At 66.8% G+C, this 24845-nt stretch carries 31 protein-coding genes; 17 read left to right on the plus strand and 14 right to left on the minus strand.

Features of this window, described 5'->3' with window-relative positions:
- Positions 1-32 precede the first annotated feature (32 nt).
- Positions 33-122, plus strand: coding sequence for a hypothetical protein (locus tag H3309_RS17210; RefSeq protein ID WP_243453863.1), 90 nt, complete (start codon positions 33-35; stop codon positions 120-122).
- A 363-nt stretch (positions 123-485) separates the two neighbouring features.
- Here H3309_RS17210 and H3309_RS06235 read toward each other — a convergent pair whose 3' ends face one another.
- Complete coding sequence (locus tag H3309_RS06235) at positions 486-1367, minus strand: OmpA family protein (RefSeq protein ID WP_182297880.1); 882 nt, start codon at positions 1365-1367, stop codon at positions 486-488.
- Positions 1368-1602: 235 nt separating this feature from the next.
- On the opposite strand from H3309_RS06235, the gene H3309_RS06240 reads away from it, so the two are divergent.
- The 4 genes from H3309_RS06240 to fghA all read left to right on the plus strand — a co-directional run bounded on the left by H3309_RS06240 (position 1603) and on the right by fghA (position 4980).
- A complete protein-coding gene (locus tag H3309_RS06240) occupies positions 1603-2268 on the plus strand; it encodes a hypothetical protein (protein ID WP_182297881.1) in 666 nt (221 codons plus the stop codon).
- Between the two features lie 152 nt (positions 2269-2420).
- Entirely contained in the window at positions 2421-3530 is a 1110-nt protein-coding gene (locus H3309_RS06245) for an S-(hydroxymethyl)glutathione dehydrogenase/class III alcohol dehydrogenase (protein WP_182297882.1), read from the plus strand.
- Positions 3531-3754: 224 nt separating this feature from the next.
- Positions 3755-4129 carry a VOC family protein gene (locus H3309_RS06250; protein WP_182297883.1) on the plus strand — a complete coding sequence of 125 codons (375 nt, stop codon included), beginning with the start codon at positions 3755-3757 and terminating at the stop codon, positions 4127-4129.
- A gap of 5 nt (positions 4130-4134) precedes the next feature.
- Positions 4135-4980, plus strand: coding sequence for an S-formylglutathione hydrolase (gene fghA, locus H3309_RS06255; RefSeq protein ID WP_182298537.1), 846 nt, complete (start codon positions 4135-4137; stop codon positions 4978-4980).
- Here the strand turns inward: fghA and H3309_RS06260 are convergent.
- Positions 4958-6295, minus strand: a complete 1338-nt coding sequence (locus tag H3309_RS06260) for an amidohydrolase (protein ID WP_182297884.1) — start codon at positions 6293-6295, stop codon at positions 4958-4960. The genes fghA and H3309_RS06260 overlap by 23 nt on opposite strands.
- A gap of 138 nt (positions 6296-6433) precedes the next feature.
- Here H3309_RS06260 and leuD point away from each other — a divergent pair, with 138 nt between their 5' ends.
- The 10 genes from leuD to H3309_RS06310 all read left to right on the plus strand — a co-directional run bounded on the left by leuD (position 6434) and on the right by H3309_RS06310 (position 14684).
- Positions 6434-7036, plus strand: a complete 603-nt coding sequence (gene leuD, locus H3309_RS06265) for a 3-isopropylmalate dehydratase small subunit (protein ID WP_182297885.1) — start codon at positions 6434-6436, stop codon at positions 7034-7036.
- Positions 7033-8085: a 3-isopropylmalate dehydrogenase gene (leuB, locus tag H3309_RS06270; RefSeq protein WP_182297886.1), complete on the plus strand. Its 1053-nt coding sequence runs from the start codon at positions 7033-7035 to the stop codon at positions 8083-8085. The genes leuD and leuB overlap by 4 nt, the downstream gene beginning before the upstream one ends.
- Positions 8082-8747, plus strand: coding sequence for a DUF502 domain-containing protein (locus tag H3309_RS06275; protein ID WP_182297887.1), 666 nt, complete (start codon positions 8082-8084; stop codon positions 8745-8747). The genes leuB and H3309_RS06275 overlap by 4 nt, the downstream gene beginning before the upstream one ends.
- Before the next feature lie 64 nt (positions 8748-8811).
- Positions 8812-9855, plus strand: coding sequence for an aspartate-semialdehyde dehydrogenase (locus H3309_RS06280; RefSeq protein ID WP_182297888.1), 1044 nt, complete (start codon positions 8812-8814; stop codon positions 9853-9855).
- Positions 9856-9922: 67 nt separating this feature from the next.
- Entirely contained in the window at positions 9923-10177 is a 255-nt protein-coding gene (locus tag H3309_RS06285) for a hypothetical protein (protein WP_182297889.1), read from the plus strand.
- A complete protein-coding gene (locus H3309_RS06290; RefSeq protein WP_182297890.1) occupies positions 10167-10571 on the plus strand; it encodes a type II toxin-antitoxin system VapC family toxin in 405 nt (134 codons plus the stop codon). Before H3309_RS06285 ends, H3309_RS06290 begins: the two co-directional genes overlap by 11 nt.
- Entirely contained in the window at positions 10568-10999 is a 432-nt protein-coding gene (locus H3309_RS06295) for a GFA family protein (protein ID WP_182297891.1), read from the plus strand. Before H3309_RS06290 ends, H3309_RS06295 begins: the two co-directional genes overlap by 4 nt.
- The gene (locus tag H3309_RS06300; RefSeq protein ID WP_182297892.1) at positions 10996-11736 is read left to right on the plus strand and encodes an alpha/beta fold hydrolase; all 741 of its coding nucleotides are present in this window, start codon (positions 10996-10998) and stop codon (positions 11734-11736) included. The genes H3309_RS06295 and H3309_RS06300 overlap by 4 nt, the downstream gene beginning before the upstream one ends.
- A 54-nt stretch (positions 11737-11790) precedes the next feature.
- Positions 11791-13593 (plus strand): M2 family metallopeptidase, encoded by a 1803-nt coding sequence (locus tag H3309_RS06305; protein ID WP_182297893.1) that lies wholly within the window; start codon positions 11791-11793, stop codon positions 13591-13593.
- A 62-nt stretch (positions 13594-13655) separates the two neighbouring features.
- Complete coding sequence (locus H3309_RS06310) at positions 13656-14684, plus strand: LacI family DNA-binding transcriptional regulator (protein ID WP_182297894.1); 1029 nt, start codon at positions 13656-13658, stop codon at positions 14682-14684.
- Between the two features lie 6 nt (positions 14685-14690).
- Here H3309_RS06310 and H3309_RS06315 read toward each other — a convergent pair whose 3' ends face one another.
- The 3 genes from H3309_RS06315 to ychF all read right to left on the minus strand — a co-directional run bounded on the left by H3309_RS06315 (position 14691) and on the right by ychF (position 17469).
- Entirely contained in the window at positions 14691-15554 is an 864-nt protein-coding gene (locus H3309_RS06315) for a dienelactone hydrolase family protein (protein WP_182297895.1), read from the minus strand.
- A gap of 79 nt (positions 15555-15633) precedes the next feature.
- Complete coding sequence (locus tag H3309_RS06320; RefSeq protein WP_182297896.1) at positions 15634-16053, minus strand: hypothetical protein; 420 nt, start codon at positions 16051-16053, stop codon at positions 15634-15636.
- Between the two features lie 315 nt (positions 16054-16368).
- On the minus strand, positions 16369-17469 hold the full coding sequence (ychF, locus tag H3309_RS06325; protein WP_182297897.1) for a redox-regulated ATPase YchF: 1101 nt from the start codon (positions 17467-17469) through the stop codon (positions 16369-16371).
- A 268-nt stretch (positions 17470-17737) separates the two neighbouring features.
- Here ychF and H3309_RS06330 point away from each other — a divergent pair, with 268 nt between their 5' ends.
- Positions 17738-17989: a hypothetical protein gene (locus H3309_RS06330; protein WP_182297898.1), complete on the plus strand. Its 252-nt coding sequence runs from the start codon at positions 17738-17740 to the stop codon at positions 17987-17989.
- 9 nt (positions 17990-17998) lie between these two features.
- Here H3309_RS06330 and H3309_RS06335 read toward each other — a convergent pair whose 3' ends face one another.
- The 8 genes from H3309_RS06335 to H3309_RS06370 form a co-directional block, all read right to left on the minus strand.
- Positions 17999-18529, minus strand: a complete 531-nt coding sequence (locus tag H3309_RS06335) for a GNAT family N-acetyltransferase (RefSeq protein ID WP_182297899.1) — start codon at positions 18527-18529, stop codon at positions 17999-18001.
- Positions 18529-19101: an aminoacyl-tRNA hydrolase gene (pth, locus tag H3309_RS06340; protein ID WP_182297900.1), complete on the minus strand. Its 573-nt coding sequence runs from the start codon at positions 19099-19101 to the stop codon at positions 18529-18531. The genes H3309_RS06335 and pth overlap by 1 nt, the downstream gene beginning before the upstream one ends.
- Before the next feature lie 2 nt (positions 19102-19103).
- Complete coding sequence (locus H3309_RS06345) at positions 19104-19706, minus strand: 50S ribosomal protein L25/general stress protein Ctc (RefSeq protein ID WP_182297901.1); 603 nt, start codon at positions 19704-19706, stop codon at positions 19104-19106.
- A gap of 75 nt (positions 19707-19781) precedes the next feature.
- Positions 19782-19997: a DUF4170 domain-containing protein gene (locus H3309_RS06350; protein ID WP_182297902.1), complete on the minus strand. Its 216-nt coding sequence runs from the start codon at positions 19995-19997 to the stop codon at positions 19782-19784.
- A gap of 91 nt (positions 19998-20088) precedes the next feature.
- Entirely contained in the window at positions 20089-20673 is a 585-nt protein-coding gene (locus H3309_RS06355; RefSeq protein WP_182297903.1) for a gamma carbonic anhydrase family protein, read from the minus strand.
- Between the two features lie 10 nt (positions 20674-20683).
- Complete coding sequence (locus tag H3309_RS06360) at positions 20684-21292, minus strand: MlaC/ttg2D family ABC transporter substrate-binding protein (RefSeq protein WP_182297904.1); 609 nt, start codon at positions 21290-21292, stop codon at positions 20684-20686.
- Positions 21293-21515: 223 nt separating this feature from the next.
- Positions 21516-21884, minus strand: a complete 369-nt coding sequence (locus H3309_RS06365) for a dihydroneopterin aldolase (protein WP_182297905.1) — start codon at positions 21882-21884, stop codon at positions 21516-21518.
- Complete coding sequence (locus H3309_RS06370) at positions 21884-22645, minus strand: SDR family oxidoreductase (protein WP_182297906.1); 762 nt, start codon at positions 22643-22645, stop codon at positions 21884-21886. Before H3309_RS06370 ends, H3309_RS06365 begins: the two co-directional genes overlap by 1 nt.
- An 84-nt stretch (positions 22646-22729) precedes the next feature.
- Here H3309_RS06370 and H3309_RS06375 point away from each other — a divergent pair, with 84 nt between their 5' ends.
- Positions 22730-23839: a mechanosensitive ion channel family protein gene (locus H3309_RS06375; protein ID WP_182297907.1), complete on the plus strand. Its 1110-nt coding sequence runs from the start codon at positions 22730-22732 to the stop codon at positions 23837-23839.
- Here H3309_RS06375 and H3309_RS06380 read toward each other — a convergent pair.
- Positions 23802-24746, minus strand: coding sequence for an NAD(P)H-binding protein (locus H3309_RS06380; RefSeq protein ID WP_182297908.1), 945 nt, complete (start codon positions 24744-24746; stop codon positions 23802-23804). The two genes, H3309_RS06375 and H3309_RS06380, sit on opposite strands and share 38 nt — an antisense overlap.
- Between the last annotated feature and the right edge of the window lie 99 nt (positions 24747-24845).

Genomic DNA, 24845 nt, shown 5'->3' on the forward strand with positions numbered 1-24845 from the left:
TGCCCACATTCCGCAGCCGCACGAGAACCCCTATGAGCCGCCTGATCATCGACATTACCGACCAGCAGCATCAAAGCCTGAAAGCCCTCGCTGCCCTGCAGGGCAAGTCGATCCGGCAATAGACGGTTGAACGCCTGGTCCCCGCCCAACCCCAAGATGACGAAGCCTGGGACGAACTCAGGGCTTGCTCGGTCGCCGAATCGCCGATGGCTTGGCGGGCAAGCAGTCCCCCAAAAGCTTTGACGAAATCGTTGACGAGGAGATGGCGCGGGATGACATGGTTGACGATCCCTCGCCACGCATTCCCACCGGCCGAGAGACTGCTTGAGAAATCGTTCAGGCCGTCGGCGTGCCGAAGACGACCGAAGGGCAAAATGGTGATTTGCGTGTCCCCGAAGCGCAGCGACCTTGATGGTCGTGAGCATCGGAGCACAGCAAATCGCCATTTGCAGCCCGGCATGGGCGATTTATCGAGCAGTCTCCCCCTACATCCCGTCCACGCTCTTGCTCACCAGCACATTCACCGACACCCGCCGATTCTGCGCCTTGCCCTCCGGCGTGTCGTTGCTCGCCAGCGGGTCCGCCTCCGCCATCCCGGTCGGCGTCAGCATCCGATACGGCTTCCACCGGCACACCTGCTGCAGATAATTGATCACGCTCGCCGCCCGCTTCTCGCTCAGCCGCTGGTTATACGCCTCGTCACCGACCGAATCGGTATAGCCCACCACCAGCATCAGCGCATTGTCCACGCTCTCCGCCTGGCTCGCCGCCGCGCACAGGCTGGCGCGCGCCTCTTCGGACAGCACCGCCTTGCCCGTGTCGAAATTCACGTTGGTCGTGCTCTTGATATTATATTTGTCGATATCGCCCATCCGTCCGCGCAGCGCTTCCGTCGCCGCCGCCTGCTCGGCAAAACGCTCGGCCGTTCCCGTCCGGATCATGGTCGCGGTCTTCAGGTCGTTGTTCCGGAACGTCACCTGCGAAGCCAGCAGCACTGAACCCGCCTGCATCGTTTTCACCGACACTGGCAGGCCGCTCAGCAGCGCTGCGGTGCCCTGCTTGTTGCGGCTGGCGAACAGCCCGCCGGTCTTCACCTCGGTCGCCTCGTTGATGAACACCACGGTCGATTGGCCGTCCGGCGTCACCACCTTGATCCGGTCGGCCTGGCGCGCGCTGATGATGCCCTTGATCTCCGGCCCCTTGGTCATCGCACTGGTGTCGGGCAGCGCCTCGCCCTGCACCACAATGGCGGGGCTGCCCGTCTGCTGCGGCGGTTCCTGCTGCGGCGCGGCCAGGCTCGCGGAAAAGGGCACCGCCATCAGGGCGATCAACGCGCACGCGGCGCGAGGGGTGGAAATCATCGGCATCAAGAGGCTCCTCCGTCACAATGCCCCCTGCGCCCCCGGGAAAAAGCTGTTCATCCCCACCTTTCCGCCAGATGAACGAGCCGTCCGGTCCCCCGTGCCACGCCGACGACGGGTGCGCCTGCTGCGGCGAGTTGAGGCGACCGCCCCGCAGCCACCATGCACGTCCGAACCCTCAGCAAATACCATATGCGATGCCATCTTGACAAAAACAAACCATTATGGCATATGTGCGCCCATGACCCAATCCGATCCCACCCCGCCGCCCGCGCCCTCGCGCGATCTCGTCCTCCAGTCGCCGGACTTCCCGGTGCCGCTGGCCACCACGCAGGAAGAGGCACGCGATGCCCTCGACACCTACGAACTGACGCAGGACACGCGCAGTTGGGCCGGTGTCCTCGATTTCGAACCCCGCTTCCATCCAAACGGTTGGGACCGGGCAACGCAGCTTGCCTTCCTTGCCGCCGTCTATGAAACCGGCAGCATCGTCAGCGCCTGTCGCAAACTGGGACGCAGTGTCAGCAGTGCTTATGCCTTGCGCAGCGACCCTCGCGCCCGTATTTTCGCGACCGCTTGGGATGCTGCCATCGCGCTCTCCCGTCGCCACCTTTTGGAAACCGCATTTGAACGCGCCGTGCAGGGCACGCCCAAGCCGATTACGCGCCACGGCAAGGTGATCGGGCACTTCCGTCGGCCGGACAACGCGCTTTTGATGAAGCTGATCGTCCATCTCGACAAGGCACCCGATGCGCGTGCCTTCCGCCTGACCACGGAAGGCTACAGCATGACCAATCAGGGCGACACCTACGGTCGCACGCTCGATCCCGGCCTGCTCTGGGCCTGGGCCACCAACATGCTGGCCAGTGAAAACCCAGCCGGCTTCCCCGAAGCCGACGCGGAATAACCGCAAAATAGCTGCAAAACGGCTAAGTCATTGAATCAGGGTGTCACTTTTTTCGCGCAACCTTCCAGAATTCACCGCTGAAACATTTGACAGCCCTTTTCCCCCACAATTTCCCCGGCTAGACCCTGCGCATCATCCGCAGAAAGCCGCCCATGAAAACCCGCGCCGCCGTCGCCTTTGCCGCCAAACAGCCGCTCGAAATCGTCGAACTCGACCTCGAAGGGCCAAAGGCCGGCGAGGTCCTTGTCGAGATCATGGCCACCGGCATCTGCCACACCGACGCCTACACGCTGGACGGCCTCGACAGCGAAGGCCTCTTCCCCAGCGTGCTCGGCCACGAAGGCGCCGGCATCGTCCGGGAGGTCGGCCCCGGCGTCACCAGCGTGAAGCCCGGCGACCATGTCATCCCGCTCTACACGCCGGAATGCCGGCAGTGCAAAAGCTGCCTCTCCGGCAAGACCAACCTCTGCACCGCCATCCGCGCCACGCAGGGGAAGGGCCTGATGCCCGACGGCACCAGCCGCTTCAGCCACCGCGGCCAGACCGTCTTCCATTACATGGGCTGCTCCACCTTCAGCAATTTTACCGTCCTGCCCGAAATCGCGGTCGCCAAGGTCCGCACCGACGCGCCGTTCGACAAGGCCTGCTACATCGGCTGCGGTGTCACCACCGGCGTCGGCGCCGTCGTCAACACGGCGAAGGTCGAACCCGGCGCCAACGCCGTCGTCTTCGGTTTGGGCGGCATCGGCCTCAACGTCATCCAGGGCCTCCGGATGGTCGGCGCCGACATCATCGTCGGCGTCGACATCAACGACAGCAAGGAACCCTGGGGCCGCCAGTTCGGCATGACCCATTTCGTCAATCCCACCCGTGTGGAGGGCGACCTCGTCGCCCACCTCGTCGAGCTGACCGGCGGCGGCGCGGACTACAGCTTCGATTGCACCGGCAACACCAATGTGATGCGCCAGGCGCTCGAATGCTGCCACCGCGGCTGGGGCGAATCGATCATCATCGGCGTCGCGGAGTCGGGCAAGGAAATCGCCACCCGCCCGTTCCAGCTCGTCACCGGCCGCGTCTGGAAAGGCACCGCCTTCGGCGGCGCGAAGGGCCGCACGGACGTGCCCAAGATCGTCGACTGGTACATGAACGGCAAGATCGCCATCGACCCGATGATCACACACACCCTCCCGCTGGACCGCATCAACGAAGCCTTCGACCTGATGCACGAAGGCAAAAGCATCCGCAGCGTCGTCATCTTCTAACCCAACCCATTCCGTCACCCCGGACTTGATCCGGGGCCCATTCCGCACCCAACGGCTCGCAACGCCCCAACCCCGATCACCCCCAGCCTGTCGAAGCGCAAAACGCGCCAAGGCCCCTCCCCCGCCTGCGGGGGAGGTGTCAGGCGAAGCCTGACGGAGGGGGCCAGTACGCCCCCTTGCAGCCTCCCACCCATCCCCGTAACGCAAACTCGAAAGGAACCCCCATGTTCAGCCACGTCATGCTCGGCGCCAAGGACCTCGAAGCATCGCGCGCCTTCTACGATGGCGTCCTCGCCGTTCTCGGCGCGTCCCCCGGCTCCCGCCACCTCGACCGCTATTTCTGGCGCCACAACGGCGCCACCTTCGGCGTCTCCATCCCCATCGATGGCGAGCCCGCGACCCACGGCAACGGCAGCACGCTGGGCTTCGCCTGCGCCGACCCCGCCACGGTCGATGCCTTCCACGCCGCCGGCCTCGCCCATGGCGGCACCGCGTGCGAAAATCCGCCGGGCGTCCGCGACGGCAGCGCCGGCAAGCTCTACCTCGCCTACCTCCGCGATCCCGCCGGCAACAAGATCTGCGCGCTGCACCGCCTGTGACCGACATCGAAACGCTCAGCCAGTGGCGCTGCCACGGCGGCACCCAGGGCGTCTATCGCCACCATTCCACCAGCACCGGCACGCCGATGACCTTCGCCGTCTTCGTGCCCCCGCAGCATGAGGCCGGCTTCGTTCCCGTGCTCTGGTTCCTCTCCGGCCTCACCTGCACCCACGCCAACGTCATGGAGAAAGGCGGCTACCAGGCCCTCGCCGCCGAACTCGGCCTGATGATCGTCTGCCCCGACACCTCACCCCGTGGGGAGGGCGTCGCTGACGACCCGGCCTATGACCTGGGGCAGGGCGCCGGCTTCTACGTCGATGCCACACAGGCCCCCTGGTCCCCGCATTTCCGCATGCGCTCCTATGTGGAACGCGAACTGCCGGCGCTGATCGCGGCGAAGTTTCCGGCGGACGTCAGGCAGCAGGGCATCACCGGCCACAGCATGGGCGGCCATGGCGCGCTCACGCTGGCGCTGCGCAACCCCAAACGCTTCCGCAGCGTCAGCGCCTTCGCCCCCATCGTGGCGCCCGCCGCGGTGCCCTGGGGAGAGAAAGCCTTCACCGCCTACCTCGGGCACGACACCTCGCACTGGGCGCTGCACGACGCCTGCGCCCTGATCCACGCCGGCGCCCGCGTGCCGGACATCCTCGTCGACCAGGGCGGGGCCGACAGCTTCCTCGAAAGCCAGCTGCAACCCCACCGCCTGGCCGACGCCTGCGCCGCCGCCGGCATCCCGCTCACGCTGCGCCTCCACCCCGGCTACGACCACAGCTACTACTTCATCCAGACCTTCATGCCCGACCATCTGCACTGGCATGCCGAACGCCTCATGGCTTCGCCAGCAGGCTGAGCGCCGCCACCGTATTGATCTTCGCCCCCAGCGGCACGGCGGCCAGATCGACGAAAAAATCGGGATTGTGGTTGGAATAGGGGAAGGGCCGCCCGGCCTTCTGCGCCGCCACCACCCGGTCCATCGGCGCCACCCCGATCAGCAGGAAGACATAGGGCACTTTCGCCGCGTTCATCACCTCCTGGAAATCCTCCGACCCCATCACGGCGGGAAAGTTGCCGATGACCTTGCCGTCCCCCAGCAGCGACGTCAGCCCGGGATTGACGATGTCCACCAGCGCCGCGTCATTCTTCAGCGGCCCGGCATTGCCCTTCATCACCCGCTTGGGCATCTTCGCCTCGTCGGTAATGCCGGCGCCGATCGCCACGCCCTTGCTCACCTCGTCGATGCGCTTGATCAAGGTGTTGCGCGTCGCGTCGTCGAACCAGCGCAGGTTCAGCTTCAGCGTCGCGCTTGCCGGGATGACGTTGTTGTCCCGCCCGGCCTCGACCGCGCCCACGGTCAGCACCGCCGAGGTCTGCGGATCGACGGTGCGGCTGATGATCGTCTGATACCCCATGATCGCCTGCGCCGCCATGACGACCGGATCGATGGTCATCTGCGGGGTGGAGCCATGCCCGCCCAGCCCGGTGAAGGTCACGTCGAGCTGATCGGTGCCGGCCATCCGCACGCCGGCGGTGTTGGAGACATAGCCGACCGGGCCCGGCGCGGTGTGACTGCCCATGCCGAAATCGGGTTTGGGAAAACCGCGCTCCAGCAGCCCGTCCTGCACCATCGCCTGCGCGCCGGTGCCGACCTCCTCCGCCGGCTGGCCATAGACCACCAGCGTCCCGGACCATGCATCCTTCAGCGCCACCATCGCCTTGGCCGTGCCCAGCAACCAGGTGACATGGGCGTCATGGCCGCAGGCATGCATCGCCCATTGCTCCGATCCATCCGCCAGCTTCTGCGGCTTGGTCGCGGCATAGGGTAGGCCGGTTGCCTCCTTCACGCCATTGGCGTCCATGTCGGCGCGATACCACAGCGTCTTGCCGGGGCCGTTCCTCAACACCCCGACCACGCCGGTCTTGCCGATCCCGGTGGTGACGGTGAAGCCCAGCGCCTTCAGCTCCTTCGCCACGATGGCCGCGGTGCGGGTCTCGGTGAAGGCGATTTCCGGGTTGGCGTGCAGGTCCTTGAAGATCGCGGTCAGACGCGCGCTGTCGGCATCGACCGCGGCATTCACCTTCGCCAGCAGCGGCGCCGGCAGCTCGGCCTTCGCCGGCAAGGACAGGGTCGCCAGCATGGCGGTGGCGGCAAGCAGCAGGTTGCGCATCTTTCTCTCCCCTCGACTTTATTTGCCCTCGACCCGCCACCAGAATGTGCACCCTTGACCGTCCCCGGCAAGAGCCAATCGCGCCGCCTTCCAAAAACCGCTTCCCCTTGCCGCGGGTGACATCTATCGGCTTCGCCCATGCAAGCCTTCGAAACCCTCAGCGGGCGGGCCGTGCCGTTCGGCCAGGCCAATGTCGATACCGATGTCATCATTCCGGCGCGCTTCCTCAAAGCCGTGACCCGCAGCGGCCTGGGGAAGGGCGCCTTCGCGGCGCTGCGCGAAGACCCCGACAATTTGTTCGACCGGCCGGAAAATGCGGGCGCCCCGATCCTGATCGCCGGCGACAATTTCGGCTGCGGCTCCAGCCGCGAACATGCGCCCTGGGCACTCGCCGACCTGGGCTTCCGCGTCGTGATCGCCCCCAGCTTCGCCGACATCTTCAGCGGCAACGCCTTCAAGAACGGCATGCTGCTGGTGAAGCTGTCGCAGCAGGCGGTGGACCGGCTGATGGCGGTGGCAGACGAGGGCCAGCCCGTGACCGTCGACCTGGAAAACCAGGTGGTGACCACGCCCTTTCAGGACCGATTCCCCTTCGACATCGACCCGTTCCGCAAGCATTGCCTGCTGAACGGCCTCGACGAGATCGGGCTGACGACGGCGATGGACGCCGACATCGCCCGGCACGAAAGGCGGATCGCTGCCGACCGTCCTTGGATCGCGGGTGCGGCGGTGGCGGCATGAAGAAGCTGCTGTTGCTGCCGGGCGACGGCATCGGGCCGGAGGTGACCGCGGTGTCGCGCCGGCTGCTGGCGGCGCTGGCGCTGGACATCGAGGTGTCGGAGGGCCTGTTCGGCGGGGCCAGCATCGACGCGCACGGCGTGCCGCTGGCCGATGCGGTGAAGGCGCAGGCGCTCGCCAGCGATGCAGTGCTGATGGGCGCGGTCGGCGGGCCGCAATGGGCGGCGCAAGATTATGACAAGCGGCCCGAGGCCGGGCTGCTGCAATTGCGGGCGGCGATGGATGTGTTCGCCAACCTGCGGCCGGCGCGCTGCTTCGCGGCGCTGGCGGACGCCTCCAGCCTGAAGCCGGAACTGGTCGCCGGGCTGGACATCCTGTTCGTCCGCGAACTGGTGGGCGGCGTCTATTTCGGCCAGCCGCGGGGGATCGAAACCCTGCCCAACGGCGAACGGCGCGGCTTCAACACGCAAAGCTATACCAGTTCCGAAATCCGGCGCGTGGCACGCGTCGCCTTCGAGCTGGCGCGCGGTCGCGGCGGTCGGGTCTGTTCGGTCGAGAAAGCAAACGTCATGGAATCCGGCCTGCTGTGGCGGGAAGAGGTGAGCGCGCTGCACGCGGCGGACTATCCCGACGTCGCGCTGTCGCACATGTATGCCGACAATTGCGCCATGCAGCTGGCGAAATGGCCGGCGCAGTTCGATGTCATCCTCACCGACAACCTGTTCGGGGACATCCTCTCTGACCTCGCCGGCATGCTGACCGGATCGCTCGGCATGCTGCCCTCGGCGGCGCTGGGGGCGGCGGACGCGCCCGGCCTCTACGAACCGATCCACGGCAGCGCACCGGACATCGCCGGGTTGGGGCTGGCCAACCCCTGCGCCAGCGTGCTCAGCCTGGCGATGGCGCTGCGGCATTCGCTCGGCGAACCCGGGGCGGCAGCACGGGTGGAGGCGGCGGTCGAAGCCGCACTGGACGCCGGTGCCCGGACCCGCGATCTCGGCGGGACGCTCTCGACCGAAGCGATGGGGGATGCCATCCTCGCGGGCGTATGAACGACGCGCCGAAATCCACCCTCGTCACCCGGCTGCTGGCGCCGTTCCTTACCGGCGTGCTGTTCCTGTCGCCGCTGATCCTGACCTTCCTGCTGCTCGGCTGGCTCGGCGGCTATGTCGCGGCGGCCTTTGGCCCGGAAAGTTTCATGGGCCGGGCGATCGCCGGCGGTGGCCGGATTTTCACTGGTGCGGATGCCGACGAGGCGCTGGCTTTCTGGATCGGCGTCGCGCTGGTGCTGGCGGCGATCACGGCCATCGGTGTGGTGGTGCAGACCAAGGCGAAGGACGCGCTGGAGGGTGCCGTCGACGGCCTGCTCGGCCGGATTCCGGTGCTGGGCGGCCTGTACAAACCCGTGGCGCAGTTCGTCCGCATGATGGGGGGCGACGGCAAGGGGGAGCTGAAGGGCATGTCGCCGGTCAGCGTGCGCTTCGGCGACACCACCGAAGTGCTGGCGCTGCTGGCAACGCCGCAGATCTATGACTTGGGGCAGGGGCCGCGGCATCTGATCCTGATCCCGACCGCGCCGGTGCCGGTCGGTGGCGCGCTGCTGTTCGTGGCGGTGGACGCGGTGCGTCCGGTACCAGGCATGAAGGTGGAGGATCTGGCAAAGCTGTATGTGACCATGGGCACGGTGATGCCCGAAGGACTGAGCCAGCGCTGAACATTTGCAATCGGGGTCCGATGCTTTATGCCGCAGCGCACCAAGTTCAGGACGGAATGAAGAAATGGCCTATCGCGTTGTCGTTGTCGGAGCCACGGGGAATGTCGGGCGGGAAATGCTCAACATCCTGGGCGAACGGCAGTTCCCGGTCAGCGAAGTGGCGGCGGTCGCCAGCCCGCGCTCGACCGGCGACATCATCGATTTCGGCGACACCGGCCAGGAACTGAAGGTCCGCAACATCGAGCATTTCGACTGGGCCGGCTGGGACATCGCGCTGTTCGCCGCCGGCAGCGGCCCGGCGAAAATCTACGCGCCGATGGCGGCAGCCGCGGGCTGCACGGTGATCGACAACAGCAGCCTGTTCCGCATGGATCCGGACGTGCCGCTGATCGTGCCGGAGGTGAACCCGCACGCCATTGATGCTTACAGGAAGCGCAACATCATCGCCAACCCCAACTGCTCGACGGCGCAGATGGTGGTGGCGCTGAAGCCGCTGCACGATGCCGCCACGATCAGGCGCGTTGTCGTCAGCACCTACCAATCGGTCAGTGGTGCCGGCAAGCAGGGCATGGACGAGCTGTTCGAGCAGAGCCGCGCGGTGTTCGTGGGCGATCCCAAGGAGCCGCGGAAGTTCACCAAGCAGATCGCCTTCAACGTCATCCCGCACATCGACAGTTTCATGGGGCCGGACAGCGACTATGACGGCTATACCAAGGAAGAATGGAAGATGGCGGTCGAGACCAACAAGATCCTCGATCCCAACATCCTGGTCAGTGCGACGTGCGTCCGCGTGCCGGTGTTCGTCGGCCACAGCGAGGCGGTGAGCGTGGAGTTCGAGGAGCCGCTGAGCGTGGCGAAGGCCATGAGCCTGCTGCGCGAGGCGCCGGGCATCATGCTGGTCGACAAGCGCGAGGACGGCGGTTACGTCACGCCGGTCGAGTGCGTCGGTGACTATGCCACCTTCGTCAGCCGGGTGCGCCGCGATCCGACCGTGCCGAACGGCCTCACCTTCTGGTGCGTCAGCGACAATCTGCGCAAGGGCGCGGCCTTGAACGCGGTGCAGATCGCCGAGCTGCTCGGTCGGCGGCATCTGAAAAAGGCGGCTTGAGAGGGGCGCTTTTCACGCCGGCCGACCGGACCTTGTGTCAGTGATAGCGGCGTGATATCAATTGCGAATGGGTCAGATCCTCATTCGCCAGATCGATGATGCCGACCTCGACCGGCTGCGGACGAGGGCGAAGGCGCAGCGGACATCGGTCGAGGCGCTGGCGCGTGAGGCGATCCGGCGGGAGGCCCGGCTGACGGCAACGGAAAAGCGCGCGCTGGTATCGGAGATGTGGGCGGCAACAGATGCGCTCAAGATCGAAGGCGTGCGGCAGACGCCGGCGTGGGAACTGATCCGCGAGGGACGGGACGCCGATGATCGTTGATGCAAGCGTTGCCCTGCAATGGCTTGTGCAGGAGGATGGGAGTGACGCGGCGCTGGCGCTGCTGGACGAAGGCCCGCTGACGGCACCTGACCTCATCTTTCCCGAAGTTGCCAATGGCTTGTGGAAGAAGGTGCAACGTGGCGAGTTGCAGCGCCTGCCCGACACGCTGGGCCGTCTCGGGTCCATCCTCGACCGGATCGAGCCGACGGCGCCATGCCTTGAGCGCGCAACGGCCATTGCCGTCGAATTGCGGCATTCGGCTTACGACTGCTTTTACCTCGCGCTGGCGGAGGTGATGGATGATGTCGTGGTGACATCGGACCGGAAACTCCTTCGCCGATGTGCGGACACGGCCTTTGCAGCGCGGCTGCGAACACTGGGGGCGACAGCATGAGCATGGAAGGCGGCTGCCAGTGCGGCGCGGTGCGCTACGTCCTGTCGGGGGCGGTGCGGGAGGCTTACTGGTGCCATTGCCGCATGTGCCAGCGGGCCACGGGCAATGTCGCAGCCGCCTTCGCCAATGTGGCGAAGGCGGAGCTGAGCGTCACGGGCACGATTACGCATTTCATGTCCTCGCCGTTCGGGCGACGGGGGTTTTGCGCGGCGTGCGGCACGCCGCTGACCTTCGACTATTTGGACAGCGCGCGCATCGACCTCACTGTCGGGTCGCTCGATGATCCGGCGGCACTGAGGCCCAACGCGCCGCATTTCGGCGTCGAGAGCCGGGTGCCGGGGTGGATCCCGCCCGATGGCCTGCCGGAGATGCGCTCGACCGACTATGCGCCCCTGTGCGAGCGCTGGGCGAAGGTCTCGACGGAATGAACCGCTTCGTCAGCTTCGATGGCGTGTCGCTGGCCTGGCAGGAAATGGGCACAGGGCGCCCGCTGCTGCTGCTGCATGGGCTGTTTTCCAGCGGCGCGACCAATTGGGTGCGCTATGGCACGGCGGGCGTACTGGCGGAGGCCGGCTACCGCGTGATCCTGCCGGATTTCCGTGGCCACGGCGGCAGCGATGCGCCCACCGACCCGGCCGCCTGGCCCGACGATGTGCTGGCGATGGATATCGAGGCATTCGTTTCGCATCTGGGGCTGGGGGACTTCGACCTAGGTGGCTATTCGATGGGCGCGCGGACGGTGGCGCGGCTGCTGCTGCGCGGGATGACCCCGCGCCGCGCCATCCTGTCGGGCATGGGACTGGGCGGGCTGACCGGCGCCACGGCGCGCATCGCCTGGTTCCTGCGCATGATCGAGGGGCGCGGGAGCTGGCCCAAGGGCACGGCGGAATGGGCGGCGGAAGCTTTCATGACGCAGAATGGCCTGAACCCGGATGCCATGCGGCTGCTGCTGCCGGTGCAGTTGAACACGCCGGCGGACGCCCTGGCGCGATTCACCCTGCCGGTCGGCGTGGTGTGCGGCGCGGACGACCGGGACAATGGCTCGGCACCCGAGCTGGCGGCGGCGCTGCCCGACGCCCGCTATGTCGAAATCCCCGGCAACCACATGAGCGCGGTGGCCCGGCCCGAGCTGGCGACCGCCATGCTGGAATGCCTGCGGGGTTGACGCGCGGCGCCTTCCGGCGTTCAACCATCGTGAAATCATAAAGGGAGGTTGTTGATGCGTATCATGCTGTCCGCCATGGCTCTGTTGCTGGCGGGTGCGTCGCCATCATGGGCGCAAGCCGCGCCGACCGCGGCGGAGGCCGATGCCTTCGTGGCGAAGGCGGAGCAGCAGCTGCTCGACTTCTCCATTTATGGCAGCCGGGTCGCCTGGGTGAACCAGACCTACATCACCGATGATACCGACGCGCTGATCGCCAAAGTGGGTGCCGAGGGCACGGAAATGTCGGTGGCGCTGGCGAAGGCGGCGGCGAAATATGATGCGGTGCCCGGCCTGTCCTATGACACGCGGCGCAAGCTCAACCTGCTGAAGCTGGGGCTGGTGCTGCCGGCGCCGGACCGGCCGGGCGCGGCGGACGAGCTGAGCACCATCGCCACGCGGCTGAACAGCGCCTATGCCAAGGGCAAGGGAACGTTTCAGGGCAAGCCGACCGTCGGCAACGACCTGGAAGCGCTGATGCGCACCACCCGTGACCCGGCGCTGACCAAGGAGATGTGGGAAAGCTGGCACGCCATCGGCGCGCCGATGAAGGCGGATTACGCCCGCATGGTGGCGATCGCCAACGAAGGGGCGAAGGAGCTGGGTTTTGCCGACACCGGCGCCCTGTGGCGCGGCGGTTACGACATGGATCCGAAAGCATTCTCGGCGATGCTCGACCGCACCTGGCTGCAGGTGAAGCCGCTGTACAATGCGCTGCACTGCTACACCCGCGGCAAGCTGAACGAGAAATATGGCGACGCCGTGCAGCCGAAGACCGGCCCCATTCGCGCCGACCTGCTGGGAAACATGTGGGCGCAGGACTGGAGCGGCATCTATGACGTGGTGGCGCCGAAGGGGGCGGGTGACATCGGCTATGATGTCGGCGACCTGCTGAAGGCCAAGGGCTATGACGCGGTAAAAATGGTGAAGGCGGGGGAGGGCTTCTATTCCTCGCTGGGCTTCGCACCGCTGCCGGAGACGTTCTGGACCCGCTCGATGTTCGTGAAGCCAGCGGACCGCGACGTGCTGTGCCATGCCAGCGCCTGGAACATCGACCAGAAGGATGACGTGCGCATCAAGATGTGCATCAAGGTGAACGGCACGGATTTCGTGACCATCCACCACGAGCTGGGCCATAATTATTACCAGCGCGCCTACAACAAGCAGCCCTACCTTTACCTCGGTTCGGCGAACGATGGCTTCCACGAGGCGATCGGCGATTTCGTGGCGCTGTCGGTGACGCCGGACTATCTGGTAAAGATCGGGCTGCTGGACACGGCGAAGGTGCCGAGCGCCGACAAGGATATCGGGCTGCTGCTGCGGCAGGCGATGGAGAAGGTGCCGGGCCTGCCCTGGACGCTGCTGGTGGACAAGTGGCGCTGGGGTGTGTTCGACGGCTCGACGCCGCCGGCGGACTACAACAGGACGTGGACCGATTTGCGGCGCGATTACATGGGGGTGGTGCCGCCGGGGCCGCGCGGGGCCGATGCCTTCGATCCCGGCGCCAAGGCGCACATCCCGGGCAATACGCCCTACGCGCGCTATTATCTGGCGCGCATCCTGCAGTTCCAATTCTATGAGGCGGCGTGCCGGCAGGCCGGGTGGAAGGGGCCGCTGCACCGCTGCTCCTTCTATGGCAACAAGGATGTGGGCGCAAAGCTGAACGCCATGCTGGAAATGGGCGCGTCAAAGCCGTGGCCGGATGCGTTGCAGGCCTTCACCGGCACCCGGGAGATGGACGGTCGTGCGGTGCTCGCCTATTTCGCGCCGTTGCAGGCTTGGCTCGACAAGGAAAACAAGGGGCAGCAATGTCGCTGGTGATCGGCCCGGGGTGGACCGATGGGCATGGTCCCGCCTGATCCGGCGGGGGCACGGGGGCTGACATGACCGATGCATCCGATCCGTCGCCGCGGCGGCTGCGCAACATCGCCGAGCTGGCGCGGATCGCCGGGGTCTCAGCGGGAACGGTGTCGCGCGCGCTGAGCGGCACCGGCCTGATCAGCCCGGTAACGCGCGACCGCATCCGGGCGCTGGCGGCGGCGCATGATTTCACGCCGAATGCACTCGCCCGGAACCTGCGCATCCGGCGCACCGGCGCCATCGCGGTGGTGATCCCACTGGGCCACGAGGTGGGACAGCATCTGTCCGACCCCTTCTTCATGACCATGCTGGGCGGGCTGGCCGATGCGCTGACCGAGCGCGGCTATGACCTGCTGCTCTCTCGCGTGATCCCGAAGGATGATGGCTGGCTGGACCGCATCGTCGATTCCGGTCGCGTCGATGGCGTGCTGGTGATCGGCCAGTCGGACCAGGCGGAGGCCCTCGACCGGGTGGCGGCGCGCTATCGGCCGCTGGTGGCCTGGGGCGGCCATCGGCCCGGCCAGCGGCACTGTTCGGTGGGATCGGACAACCGGCATGGCGGGGCGCTGGCGGCGACGCACCTGATCGAACGTGGTTGCCGGCGGATCGCTTTCTTCGGCGACCCGCGCGCGCTGGAATTCAGGCAGCGGCTGGAGGGATGCCGGGCGGCGCTGGCGGCAGCCGGCATGGCGCAGGATGTCATCGTCTTTCCGGCACACCTGATGGCTGAGGAGGCGCATGCGGATGTGAGCGCCTTCCTGCACCGCGAATCCGCGCGGCCGGACGGCATCGTGGCGGCGTCCGACGTGGTGGCGCTGGCGACGCTGCGGGCGCTCGCGCTGGCGGGCGTGGCGGTGCCGGAAGATGTGCGGGTGGTGGGCCATGACGACCTGCCGCTGGCACGGCAGGCGCTGCCGCCGCTGACCACGGTGCGGCAGGATTTCGCCACGGGTGCCGCGCAGCTGGTCAGCCTGCTGCTGCGGCGCATCGCCGGGGAGGAGACGGAGTCGGTGGTGATGACGCCGGAGCTGGTGGTGCGCCGGTCGAGCTGAAAGCCGTTATTTCAGATGCGTGGCGAACCAGGCAAGGGCGGCGGCCCAGGCCTCCCGGCTGGCGGGTTCGCTGTAGCTGGGGCGGTAGTCGGCCAGGAAGCCGTGGTCGGCCTCGAACAGCCGGATGCTGGAGGGTTTGCCCGCGGTTTTCAGCGCCGTGTTCATCGCCTCCACGTCCGCCACGGGGATGCCGCGATCCCTGGTGCCATAGAGGCCCAGCACGGGAACATCGATCCGGGCGACGAGGTCGATGGCGTTCGCGGGTTGCAGCGGATTGGCCTGGCCGGTGAGGCGGCCGTACCAGGCAACGCCGGCGCGCAGCTTTGGATTGTGGGCGGCGTAGAGCCAGGTGATGCGGCCGCCCCAGCAGAAGCCGGTGATGGCAAGGCGGCGGTCGCTGCCGCCGTCCCTGGCGGCGAAGGCGGCGGCGGCGTCGAGGTCGGCCATGACCTGGGCATCGGGCACCTGGCTGACGATGGTGGTGAACAGGGTCTTCATGTCCGGCGCCTTGGTGGCGTCACCCTGGCGCTGGTAGAGGTCCGGGGCGATGGCGTAATAGCCGGCGCGGGCGAGGCGGCGGCAGATGTCCTGGATCCAGGCGTGGAGGCCGAACACCTCCTGCACGACGAGGATGGTGCCGAGATTGCGCTTGCCGGCGGGGCGGGCGCGGTAGGCGTTCATCAACAGCCCGGCGCTGGCGGGAAAGCGGATCATGCCGGCGTCGAGGCCGTCCGATGGGGTCGTGATGGCGGTGGAAGCGACGGGCTGCGCGGCGGCGGCATAGGCGCTGGCGGCGAGCGCGCCGGCGAGCGCGGCGCGACGGGACAGGCCGTGGGTGGCGATCCAGTTTTCACTTTCGGGAAGGGTCATGGCGCTGCCTTTTCACGCGGACGATGGCGCGGTTATCGGCGGCGCGGCCGGCGGAGGCAAGGGCCGTCAGCGGTGGTGGTCAGCGTTGCAGGGCGCGGCTGCGCAGGATGGGGAGGAGGTAGGCGACCAGCAGGACGGTGTTGGAAACAGCGTTCAGCGGAACGCCGAGGGCGACCGAGAGTGCGCTGTCGATGACATACCAGGCGAGAATGGCGAAGGTGATGCGGCGCCAGGTGGCGGCGGCATCGGTGCGAAGGGCAAAGGCGGCCTGGAAAGCGGCGTGGATGGTGAGCGCCCAGCCGAGCGTGACGGCGCCGAGGAGGGCGAGGGTGAAGCGCAGCTCCGCGCCGAGCGGGGAGGGAAGGGGCGCGCCGACGAGGGCGTAGAACAGGCGCACCGGTGCCTCGGTGGCCGGCAGCGCGGCGCCGGCGAGAATGAGCCCGAAGCCGATGACGAGGAGGAGCCAGAGGTTGAGCCAGGTGCGGTGGAAGGCGGTCATGCGGGGTCTCCTGCGGGGTGGCGCGGGGAGATAAGCATGGATTTGTAGCGAGTGCTACAGGAATTTACGATGGATGGTGGATGGCGGTGACCACACGCTGGTTTCCTGCGCGGCAAAGCCGCGCGAAAAGCTGTGCCCTGTTGTCGACAACAAATTCGAAGAAAGAAAAGAAAGAAGAAAGAAAAGAAAATTGTCGGCAAAGCCGACTCGTCGGACGGGTTCGCCGGCGTTCGCCGACGCCCCGCCGGCCGGCGCTGCGGCGAGTCGGCATTTTTCGGACGATTGCCGTGCAATCCTCCTCCAAAATGCCGCCGCCTACGCGCTATGCAGAAAATGCATCACGTCGCCGTCCTGAACGATGTAGGTCTTGCCCTCGGCGCGGAGTTTGCCTTTTTCGCGGGCGGCGGCTTCGCCGCCGAGCGTGACGAAATCATCGTAGGCGATGGTTTCGGCGCGGATGAAGCCTTTCTCGAAATCGCTGTGGATGACGCCGGCGGCGTTGGGGGCGGTGGCGCCTTTCGTGATGGTCCAGGCGCGGGCTTCCTTGGGGCCGACGGTGAAGAAGGTGAGGAGGTGCAGGAGGTCGTAGCCGGCGCGGATGATGCGGGCGAGGCCGGTCTCGTGCAGCCCGAGTTCGGCCAGGAAGTCGGCGCGGTCGGCCTCGTCCATCTGGGCGATCTCGGCCTCGATCGCGGCGGAGACGACGACGCTGACGGCGCCTTCGGCCTTGGCGCGCGCGGCGACGCGGGCGGACTGGGCGTTGCCGCTGGCGGCGGAGGCTTCCTCCACGTTGCATATGTAAAGTATCGGTTTACTGGTGAGGAGCTGCGCCTGTTTCAGGTGGCGGGCTTCGTCCTCGTCCTTGGGCTCGGTCAGGCGCGCCGGCCTGCCGTCGCGCAGCAGGGCAAGGGCCGCGCCGAGGACGGCGGCGGCGGATTTGGCGTCCTTGTCGCCGGCCTGGGCTTTCTTGGCCAGGGCGGGCACGCGCTTTTCCAGGCTTTCGAGGTCGGCGAGCATGAGTTCGGTCTCGACGGTCTCTGCGTCGGCAATGGGGTCGATGCGGCCCTCGACATGGGTGATGTCGTCATCCTCGAAACAGCGCAGCACATGGACGATGGCGTCGCATTCGCGGATGTTGGCGAGGAACTGGTTGCCGAGGCCTTCGCCCTTGCTGGCACCGCGGACGAGGCCCGCGATATCGACGAAGGCGAGTTGCGTTTCGATGATCTTTGCCGACTGGCCGATCTTCGCGATGGTTTGCAGGCGCGGGTCGGGGACGGCGACATTGCCGATGTTGGGCTCGATCGTGCAGAAGGGATAGTTGGCGGCCTGGGCGGCGGCGGTTTGGGTGAGGGCGTTGAAAAGGGTGGACTTGCCGACGTTGGGAAGTCCGACGATGCCGCATTTGAAACCCATTATTTCAACCTCAATTGCTTTGGTTTGCTATTTGCGACCTCGTAGAGCAACTCATCGTGATATTGCCGGAGCCCTACACTACGCTTCCAAGGCCCACGACGGTAAAGCATCCATCGAAGCTCCTCAATGTTTATGGTTAAAGTTTTGCAGCTTCCAATCTTCTCGGCTTCCATGTCCTGTCTCCTTGTTCGGCGCCACGAGGCCTGATATAACCTTCATGTGAGAAAAAATCAACACATTTATGCAAAAAAATGTTTAGGAAAAATATATGCCTCCTGAGCGCAAGGCGATCAACAACGCCATAGTTGAAATTACAAATGCTTTAGATAAATTGCAGCAATCTAGTGATATTTTGGAGTCATTCAGAGAACTGGCCAAAACAGAATCAGGTTCCAGATTAAGTGAATTTGGAAGAAATTTTATAACAATAGCAAAGCTTGCCGGAATGAAGCAGTCGGTAGTGGCCAAAATGTTAGATATAACGCCCGGGGCGGTTTCTCAATATTTTTCAAAAAGGTAGATTTTAGAGTCAGTTGTCGAAAGTCTTTTTCATCAAAATCACGGGCAACTTCATGCCGCCCGGTAGTACGTGATCATAGCGTTGTTCGACCTGCCAGCCGTGGCGGGCGTAGAGGCGCTCGCCGGCCGGGGTGGCGACGAGAAGCCCGCGGGTGAAGCCGGCCGCGGCGGCGGCGGCCTCGCAGGCGGTGAGGATGCGGCTGCCGTGGCCCTGGCGGGCATGGTCGGGGTGGACGAAGAAGGCGCGGATGCGGGCGGGATCGGTGGCGGGATCGATGATGTCGTGCGCGTCCGGGCGGTGACCGTCGCCGCCGTGGCTGCGACCGCGGAAGCTCCAGCCGCCGCAGGCGACAGGGTGGCCCTCCTGCTCGATCAGGAAATAGGTGCCATCGGCGATCAGCTGCGGATCGAGGGCGAAGACGGTGCCGATGGCAAGCGCGAGCGCCTCTGCGCCATAGTCGGCAAGCTGGAGGTCGTGCGCGGAGCGGGCGATGAGGGCGGTGAGCGCGGGCGCGTCGGCGGGCGTGGCGAGGCGCAGCATCAGGCGGCCTGCTGGTCGAGCGCGACGTCGCTCATGAAGCGTTCGGGGTCGTTGCCGGCGAGAAGCGGTGCGCGGCGGGCGATGGCGGCGAGCAGGGTTTCGAGCGCGGGGAGTTCGGATTTGGCATAGTTGCCAAGGACATGGCCGGTGACCCGGTCCTTGTGGCCGGGGTGGCCGATGCCGATGCGAACGCGCCGGAAGTCCGGGCCAAGGTGGGCGATGAGGCTGCGCATGCCGTTGTGGCCGGCGGCGCCGCCGCCGGTGCGGACACGGACCTTCATCGGCGCGAGGTCGAGTTCGTCATAGAAGGCGGTGACGTTTTCAGGGGTGAGCTTGAAGAAGCGCAGGGCTTCGCCGACGCTGCGACCGCACTCGTTCATGAAGGTCATGGGTTTCAGCAGCAGGACCTTGTGGCCGTCGAGGCTGCCTTCGGACGCCAGGCCCTGAAAGCGCACACGCCAGGGGGCGAAGCCGTGGACGCTGTGGATCGCGTCCAGCGCCATGAAGCCGACATTATGCCGGTGAAGCGCATAAGTGGGGCCAGGATTCCCCAGCCCCACAAAGAGTTGCATATTTATGCAGTCGCTTCGGCTTCGGCGTCGTCGCTCTTCATGCCGCTCGGCGCGACGATGGTGGCGAGGGTGAAGTCGCGGTCGATGACCGTCTTGACGCCGTCGGGCAGTTTCACCGCGCTGATGTGGATCGAGGCACCGACGTCATAGCCGGTAAGGTCGACGACCAAATCATCGGGGATGGCATCCGCGGGGCAGCGGATTTCCACTTCGTGGCGGACGATGTTGAGCACCGCGCCGCGTTTTATCCCTGGGGACGCCGTTTCATTGATGAACTGCACCGGCACTTCGACCGTGACCAGCGAGTTGGCGGCGACGCGGAGGAAATCGACATGGATCGGCCGGTCGCTGACCGGATGGAACTGCACGTCGCGCGGCAGGGTGCGGTGCTTCGCGCCGTCGAGCTCGAGCTCGACCATGCTGTTCATGAAATGGCCCGAGGACAGCAGCTTCACCAGCGCCTTTTCCTCGACATGGATGGTGACCGGCACTTCCTTGTTGCCATAGATCACCGCCGGAACCCGGCCTTCCCGACGCACCGCCCGCGAGGCTCCCTTGCCAGCGCGGTCACGTGCCTCGGCGCTCAGGGTGAGCACGTCAGACATCGTCATTCTCCTTTGAACCCCGCCGCCTCCAGGGTGCGACGGGAGGCGCGCGCATAGCGGCAAGGGGGTGGAGGGTCAAGTGTGGTTGGGGTCGAGCAGGCGGTGCAGGTGGACGACGACATATTTCATCTGGGCGTCGTCCACCGTGCGCTGGGCGGCGCTGCGCCAGGCGGCCTCCGCGCTGGCGTAATCCGGGAAGATGCCGACGATGTCGAGCGCAGCCGGATCCTCGAACTCCGTGCCGCGCGGGTCGACCACGCGGCCGCCGAAGACGAGGTGCAATAGACTCATTTTTTTTGGCCGGCTGCGCCGGAGAGGGCGGCGCATTGGCACCGGCGCGCGGTCGCGCTTGCGGCCTGCGGCCGGGGGTCTTTATCCGGAATCATTGTGTAATCTCCAGGGCTGCGAATTCGGCGCTGATGCGCTTCACCGTGTCGGCCATCCAGCTTTCGAAATCGGCGCCGTCCCAGGCGCGGTGGTCGCCGGCGGCGTAGGCCAGCGCGTTGCGGTGGTAAAAGGCGGCGTTGACGCGGTTGGCGATCCAGCTGTTGGCTTGGCGGATGACCTTCGCCGGCGAGCCGACGACGATGCTGTTCGGCGGCACGATGGTGCCATCCTTCACATAGGCGTGCTGGCCGACGATCGAATTGTCGCCGATGTGGCTGCCGCCATAAATGGTGGCGTTGATGCCGACGAGGACATTGTGGCCGATGGTGCTGCCGTGGATGGTGGCGTGGTGGGTGATCGAGCAATGGTCGCCGATCACGACCGGCCGGCCGGGATCGGTGTGGATCATCACGAAATCCTGGATGTTGGTGAAGGCGCCGATCTCGACATGCGCCGCCTCGCTGCGGATGACCGCGTTCACCCAGATGCTGCTGCCTTCGCCCGCCCGCACCCTGCCATAAATGGCGGCGCTGGGATGGACGAAGGCGGCGGCGGAGAGGTCGACGAGGGGGCCGGTCATGCGCCGGCTTTTATTTGGCCTTTTTCATGAAGTCCACCAGCGCATCGAAGCCGTTCTTCTGGATGTAGGCGCTGAAATCCGCCTCCTGCGTCAGGGCGACGTTGACGCCGTTGACGGTCAGGTTGGTGATCTGGGACGGGTTGCCGGGGCGGACGGCCCACACCGCCTCGATCGGGTTGCCCGCGTTGGGTCGGGTGATGCGGGTGAACACATCGACATCGCCGCGGCTGCCGCGCGGCGCCGTGCGGACCAGCGTGACCCTGGCATCGGCGAAATCATAGAGCCGGTCGGCATAGGTATTGACGATGAAGACGGGAAGCGCGGCCTGGTAGGCGCTGAGCTGGGCCGGGGTGATCTGCGCGCGGTAGCGGCGGATCAGGCGGTTGCCGATGTCGGGGATGGCGAAGTTGGCGCGCAGCAGGTTGCGGAACTTGGCGCGCGCGGCGTCCTTGCTCAGGCTCTTGTCGCGCAGGACGGCGAAGGTCTCGTTGGACAGCGCGATGACGAAAGCGCCGGCGGCGGCCTGGGTGGCGGGGCTGGCCTGGCCGGCGGGCGCGGGGGTTTGCGCGAAGGCGGGAATGGCGAGCGTGAGGGCAGCGGCGAGAAGCAGAGGGCGCATGAGGGTTCCTGTTGGCTTGGTGCGCGCCGATTGGCGGTTAATGTGTGAACGGATCATGAGCGGGGTGAGTTCCGGCGGGGGCTGTGGCGGGGCTGGCCCCCTCCGCTCGCTTCGCGAGTCGCTCCCCCGTGCCGGGGGAGGCCCCCCCTCCGCCGCGGCTGCGCCGCGAGTCGCTCCCCCCGCTTCGCAGGGGGGAGAGCTTGGGGTGCGTGGACGGGCGGTGTCAGTCGCTCGACAGGATGACGCCGACGGCGGCGCAGTCGGGGTAGACGTCGGGTTTGCGGGTGACGATCTTCAGGCGGGTGACGCCGGGTTTGGCGGCGATCATGGCGTAGATTTCGCGGGCCAGCGTTTCCTGGAGGTTGTAGCGGCGGGCCTTGACCAGGGCGAGGATGCCCTGGCGCAGGAAATCATAGTCCCAGGCGTGCTCGCGGTGATCGCTGGCGGGGAAATGGGCGAAATCCAGCTCGACATCGATGGTAACGAGCAGGCGCTGCGGCGTGCCGATCTCGAAATCATGGAAGCCGATGTCGGCGTCGAAGGCGAAATCCTCCAGCAGGATACGGTGGCGGCGGGGTTCGGCGTGCAGCATTATTCATCAATCATGTAGGCGACATCGCGGGGCAGGCCAAGGAAGCGCTGGCCGCTGTCGAGCGTGAGGGTCTGCCCGGTGAGGGTGGGCGTGGCGAGGATGAAGCGGAGTGCGGCGACGAGGTGATCGACGGTGACGCCGCGCTGGAGCGGGTTGAGGATGTGCGCCGCGGCGAAATTCTCGCGGGTCTGCGGGCCGCTGACGAGCGTGACCGCGGGGGCGATGGCGTTGACGCGGATGCGCGGCGCGAGCGCGCGGGCGGCGAGTTCGGTGAAGCCGGCGAGGCCGAGCTTGCTGACGGTGTAGCTGAGGAAGTCCGGGTTGAGCGCGGCGAGCTTGGCGTCGGTCAAGTTGATGACGGCGCCGTTGCCGCTGCCAAGGTGGGCGGCGAAGGCCTGGGTGAGGAGGGCAGGCGCGCGCAGGTTGACGGCCATGTGGCGGTCCCACTGCTCGGCCGTGAAATCGTCGAGATGGTCGAGGTCGAAACGGCTGGCGTTGTTGACGAGCAGGCGCACGGGGGGCGCGCCGGCGAGCTGCGCGAACAGGTCGGTGCCGATGCGGGGATGCGCGAGGTCGCCCTGCACGACGCTGCCGCCGAGCTCGGCGGCGAGGCTGTCGGCGTCGGCCCGGCTCTGGTGGCAGTGGATGGCGACGTGCCAGCCGTCCGCGGCGAGCGCGCGGGCGAGCGCGGCGCCGATGCGTTTGGCGCCGCCGGTGACGAGCGCGGTGGCGGGGAAGGGAAATTCGGGCGGGGACAACATCTGGCCGCCGCATAGAGGCAGGTGATGGACAGATAAAGCGAAACGGCGTCGCATGTTCAGGAAAGGCTGGCTATGGGCCGGGCCATGACCGCGAATCCCAATCATTTGACGCTCGACCAGATGAATGCCGACCTGCTGGCGCTGCCCGAGCAGGCGCGGACGCTGTCCGAACAGCTGGTGCAGTGGCTGCGGACGGATTCGTTGCAGGCGCTGATCGGGGTGGCAGTGGGCACCGCGCTCTATTTCGCGCTGGTGGGCGTGCGCGAGCTGCTGAAGCGCTGGCTGGGGCGCGATGCGCCGCGTGGCAGCTGGCGCTGGGTGGCGCTGCGCGTCACCAGCCGGACGCGGAGCTTCTTCTTGGCGACGGGCAGCGCGCAGGCGGTCAGCGCGCTCGCCGCGCCGCCGGGGGCCTGGCTGGCGATCATCACCTTCCTGTTCACGGTGGCCGGCGCGGTGCAGGCGGCGTTTTGGCTGCGCGAGCTGCTGGTGTGCCTGGTGGAACGGCGCGCCATGGAGGCGGACGAGCAGGACAGCGGCCTGTTCAGCGCGCTGGGGGTGATCCGGGTGCTGATCACGATCGCGGTGTGGGTGGTGGCCTTCATCCTGCTGCTGGACAATCTGGGGGTGAATGTCACCGCGCTGGTGGCGGGGCTGGGGATCGGCGGCATCGCCATCGGCCTGGCGGCGCAGGGGATTTTCGCCGACCTGTTTGCGGCGCTGTCGATCCTGCTCGACCGGCCGTTCAAGCGCGGCGACACGATCAGTTTCGGCGCGCCGAACGCGACAACGACGGGGACGGTGGAAAGCATCGGGTTGAAGACGACGCGGCTGCGCGGCGCGGCGGGTGAGGAGGTGGTGGTTTCGAACACGAAACTGCTGGCCGATCAGATCCGCAACGTGGCGCGGATCGAGGCGCGGACGGTGACGATGGCGCTGGTGCTGGACAGCGACAGCAGCGTCGCGGCGCTGACGGCGGTGCGGGACGAGCTGAAGGCGGCGGTGGAGGCGGTGGACGGCGCCGAGTTCGTGCGGGCGAACATCCACAATGCCACCCTCAATGGCCTGGAGGTTGAGCTGACCTTCACGCTCTCCGACCCCGGCTATGCCAACATGATGGCGGCGCGGCAGAGCATCCTGCTGGCGGCGCTGGCGGCGTTCAGCGCGGCGGGGCTGCATCTCGCAAGGCCGCGATGACCGCAAGCTGATGGTCGAGCAGGCGCTCGGTGCCGGTTTCGGGCGTGGCGTCGGCATCGTACCGGCCGGTGGCCGGGTTCCAGTGGAGCATGGATTCGGTCGCATAATAGCGGCCGATGCGGGCATAGTCGGCGGCGGCGGCCATTCTGGATGAGAAGGGGGCGCCGATGGCGAGCAGCGTGACGATCGCGTCCATCACGCCCACGGGAACGCGCCGGAAGCGTGGTGGGCGGCCGAGCCGCTGGAACAGGTCCTCCCATTGCTGGCGCGGCGTTTGGGCGGGGCCGGGGCCACCGATCGGCAGCGTGCGGTTTGCGGCCGCGGGATCATCGATGCAGCCGGCGATGAAGCGGGCGAGGTCTCCGTCCGAAATGGGCTTGCAGGCTGTGAGGTCGCCATTGCCGAACAGGAGGATGCGTTTCCCCTGTGTGACGCGCCGCAATTGACCGGACAGCGATTTGAAGAAGGCGGTCGGTCGGACGATGGTGTAGGGCATGCCACTGGCGATGAGTTCGGCTTCGAACGCCAGCTTGGCATGCTGGAAGGGCAGGCGCGGCTTCTGCACGCAGATCGCCGACAGCAGGATGAACTGGCCGACACCGGCGCCGGGGGCCGCGGCGAGGGCGAGGCTGTTGGCGCGATGGTCGATGTCGGCGGACTCCGCCGCCGAGCCGCTGCGGGAGGCGAGGCAGGAGATGAGGATGTCGAAGCGTTCGCCCCCGAGCGTGGCGGCAAGCGCGCCGGGGATGGTGACGTCGGCGATGCGGCGGGCGACGGCGGGCGGAAGCGCGGCGGCGGGGTCGCGCAGCACGGCGGTGACGGTGTGACCGCGCGCGGCAAGCTCTGCCGCGACGGCGCGGCCGATGGTGCCGGTCGCGCCGAGGAGGAGGATGTGGCGCGGGGTCATGGGCGAAGGGCTATCGCGCACGGGGGGAAGGCGCAATGGCGGCGGCGGATTCGCGGCTGGGGGTTGGGGGTTGGCAAGGGCGGCGGGGCGCGGCAAAGG

Source organism: Sandaracinobacteroides saxicola (assembly GCF_014117445.1).
Classification (GTDB): domain Bacteria; phylum Pseudomonadota; class Alphaproteobacteria; order Sphingomonadales; family Sphingomonadaceae; genus Sandaracinobacteroides_A; species Sandaracinobacteroides_A saxicola.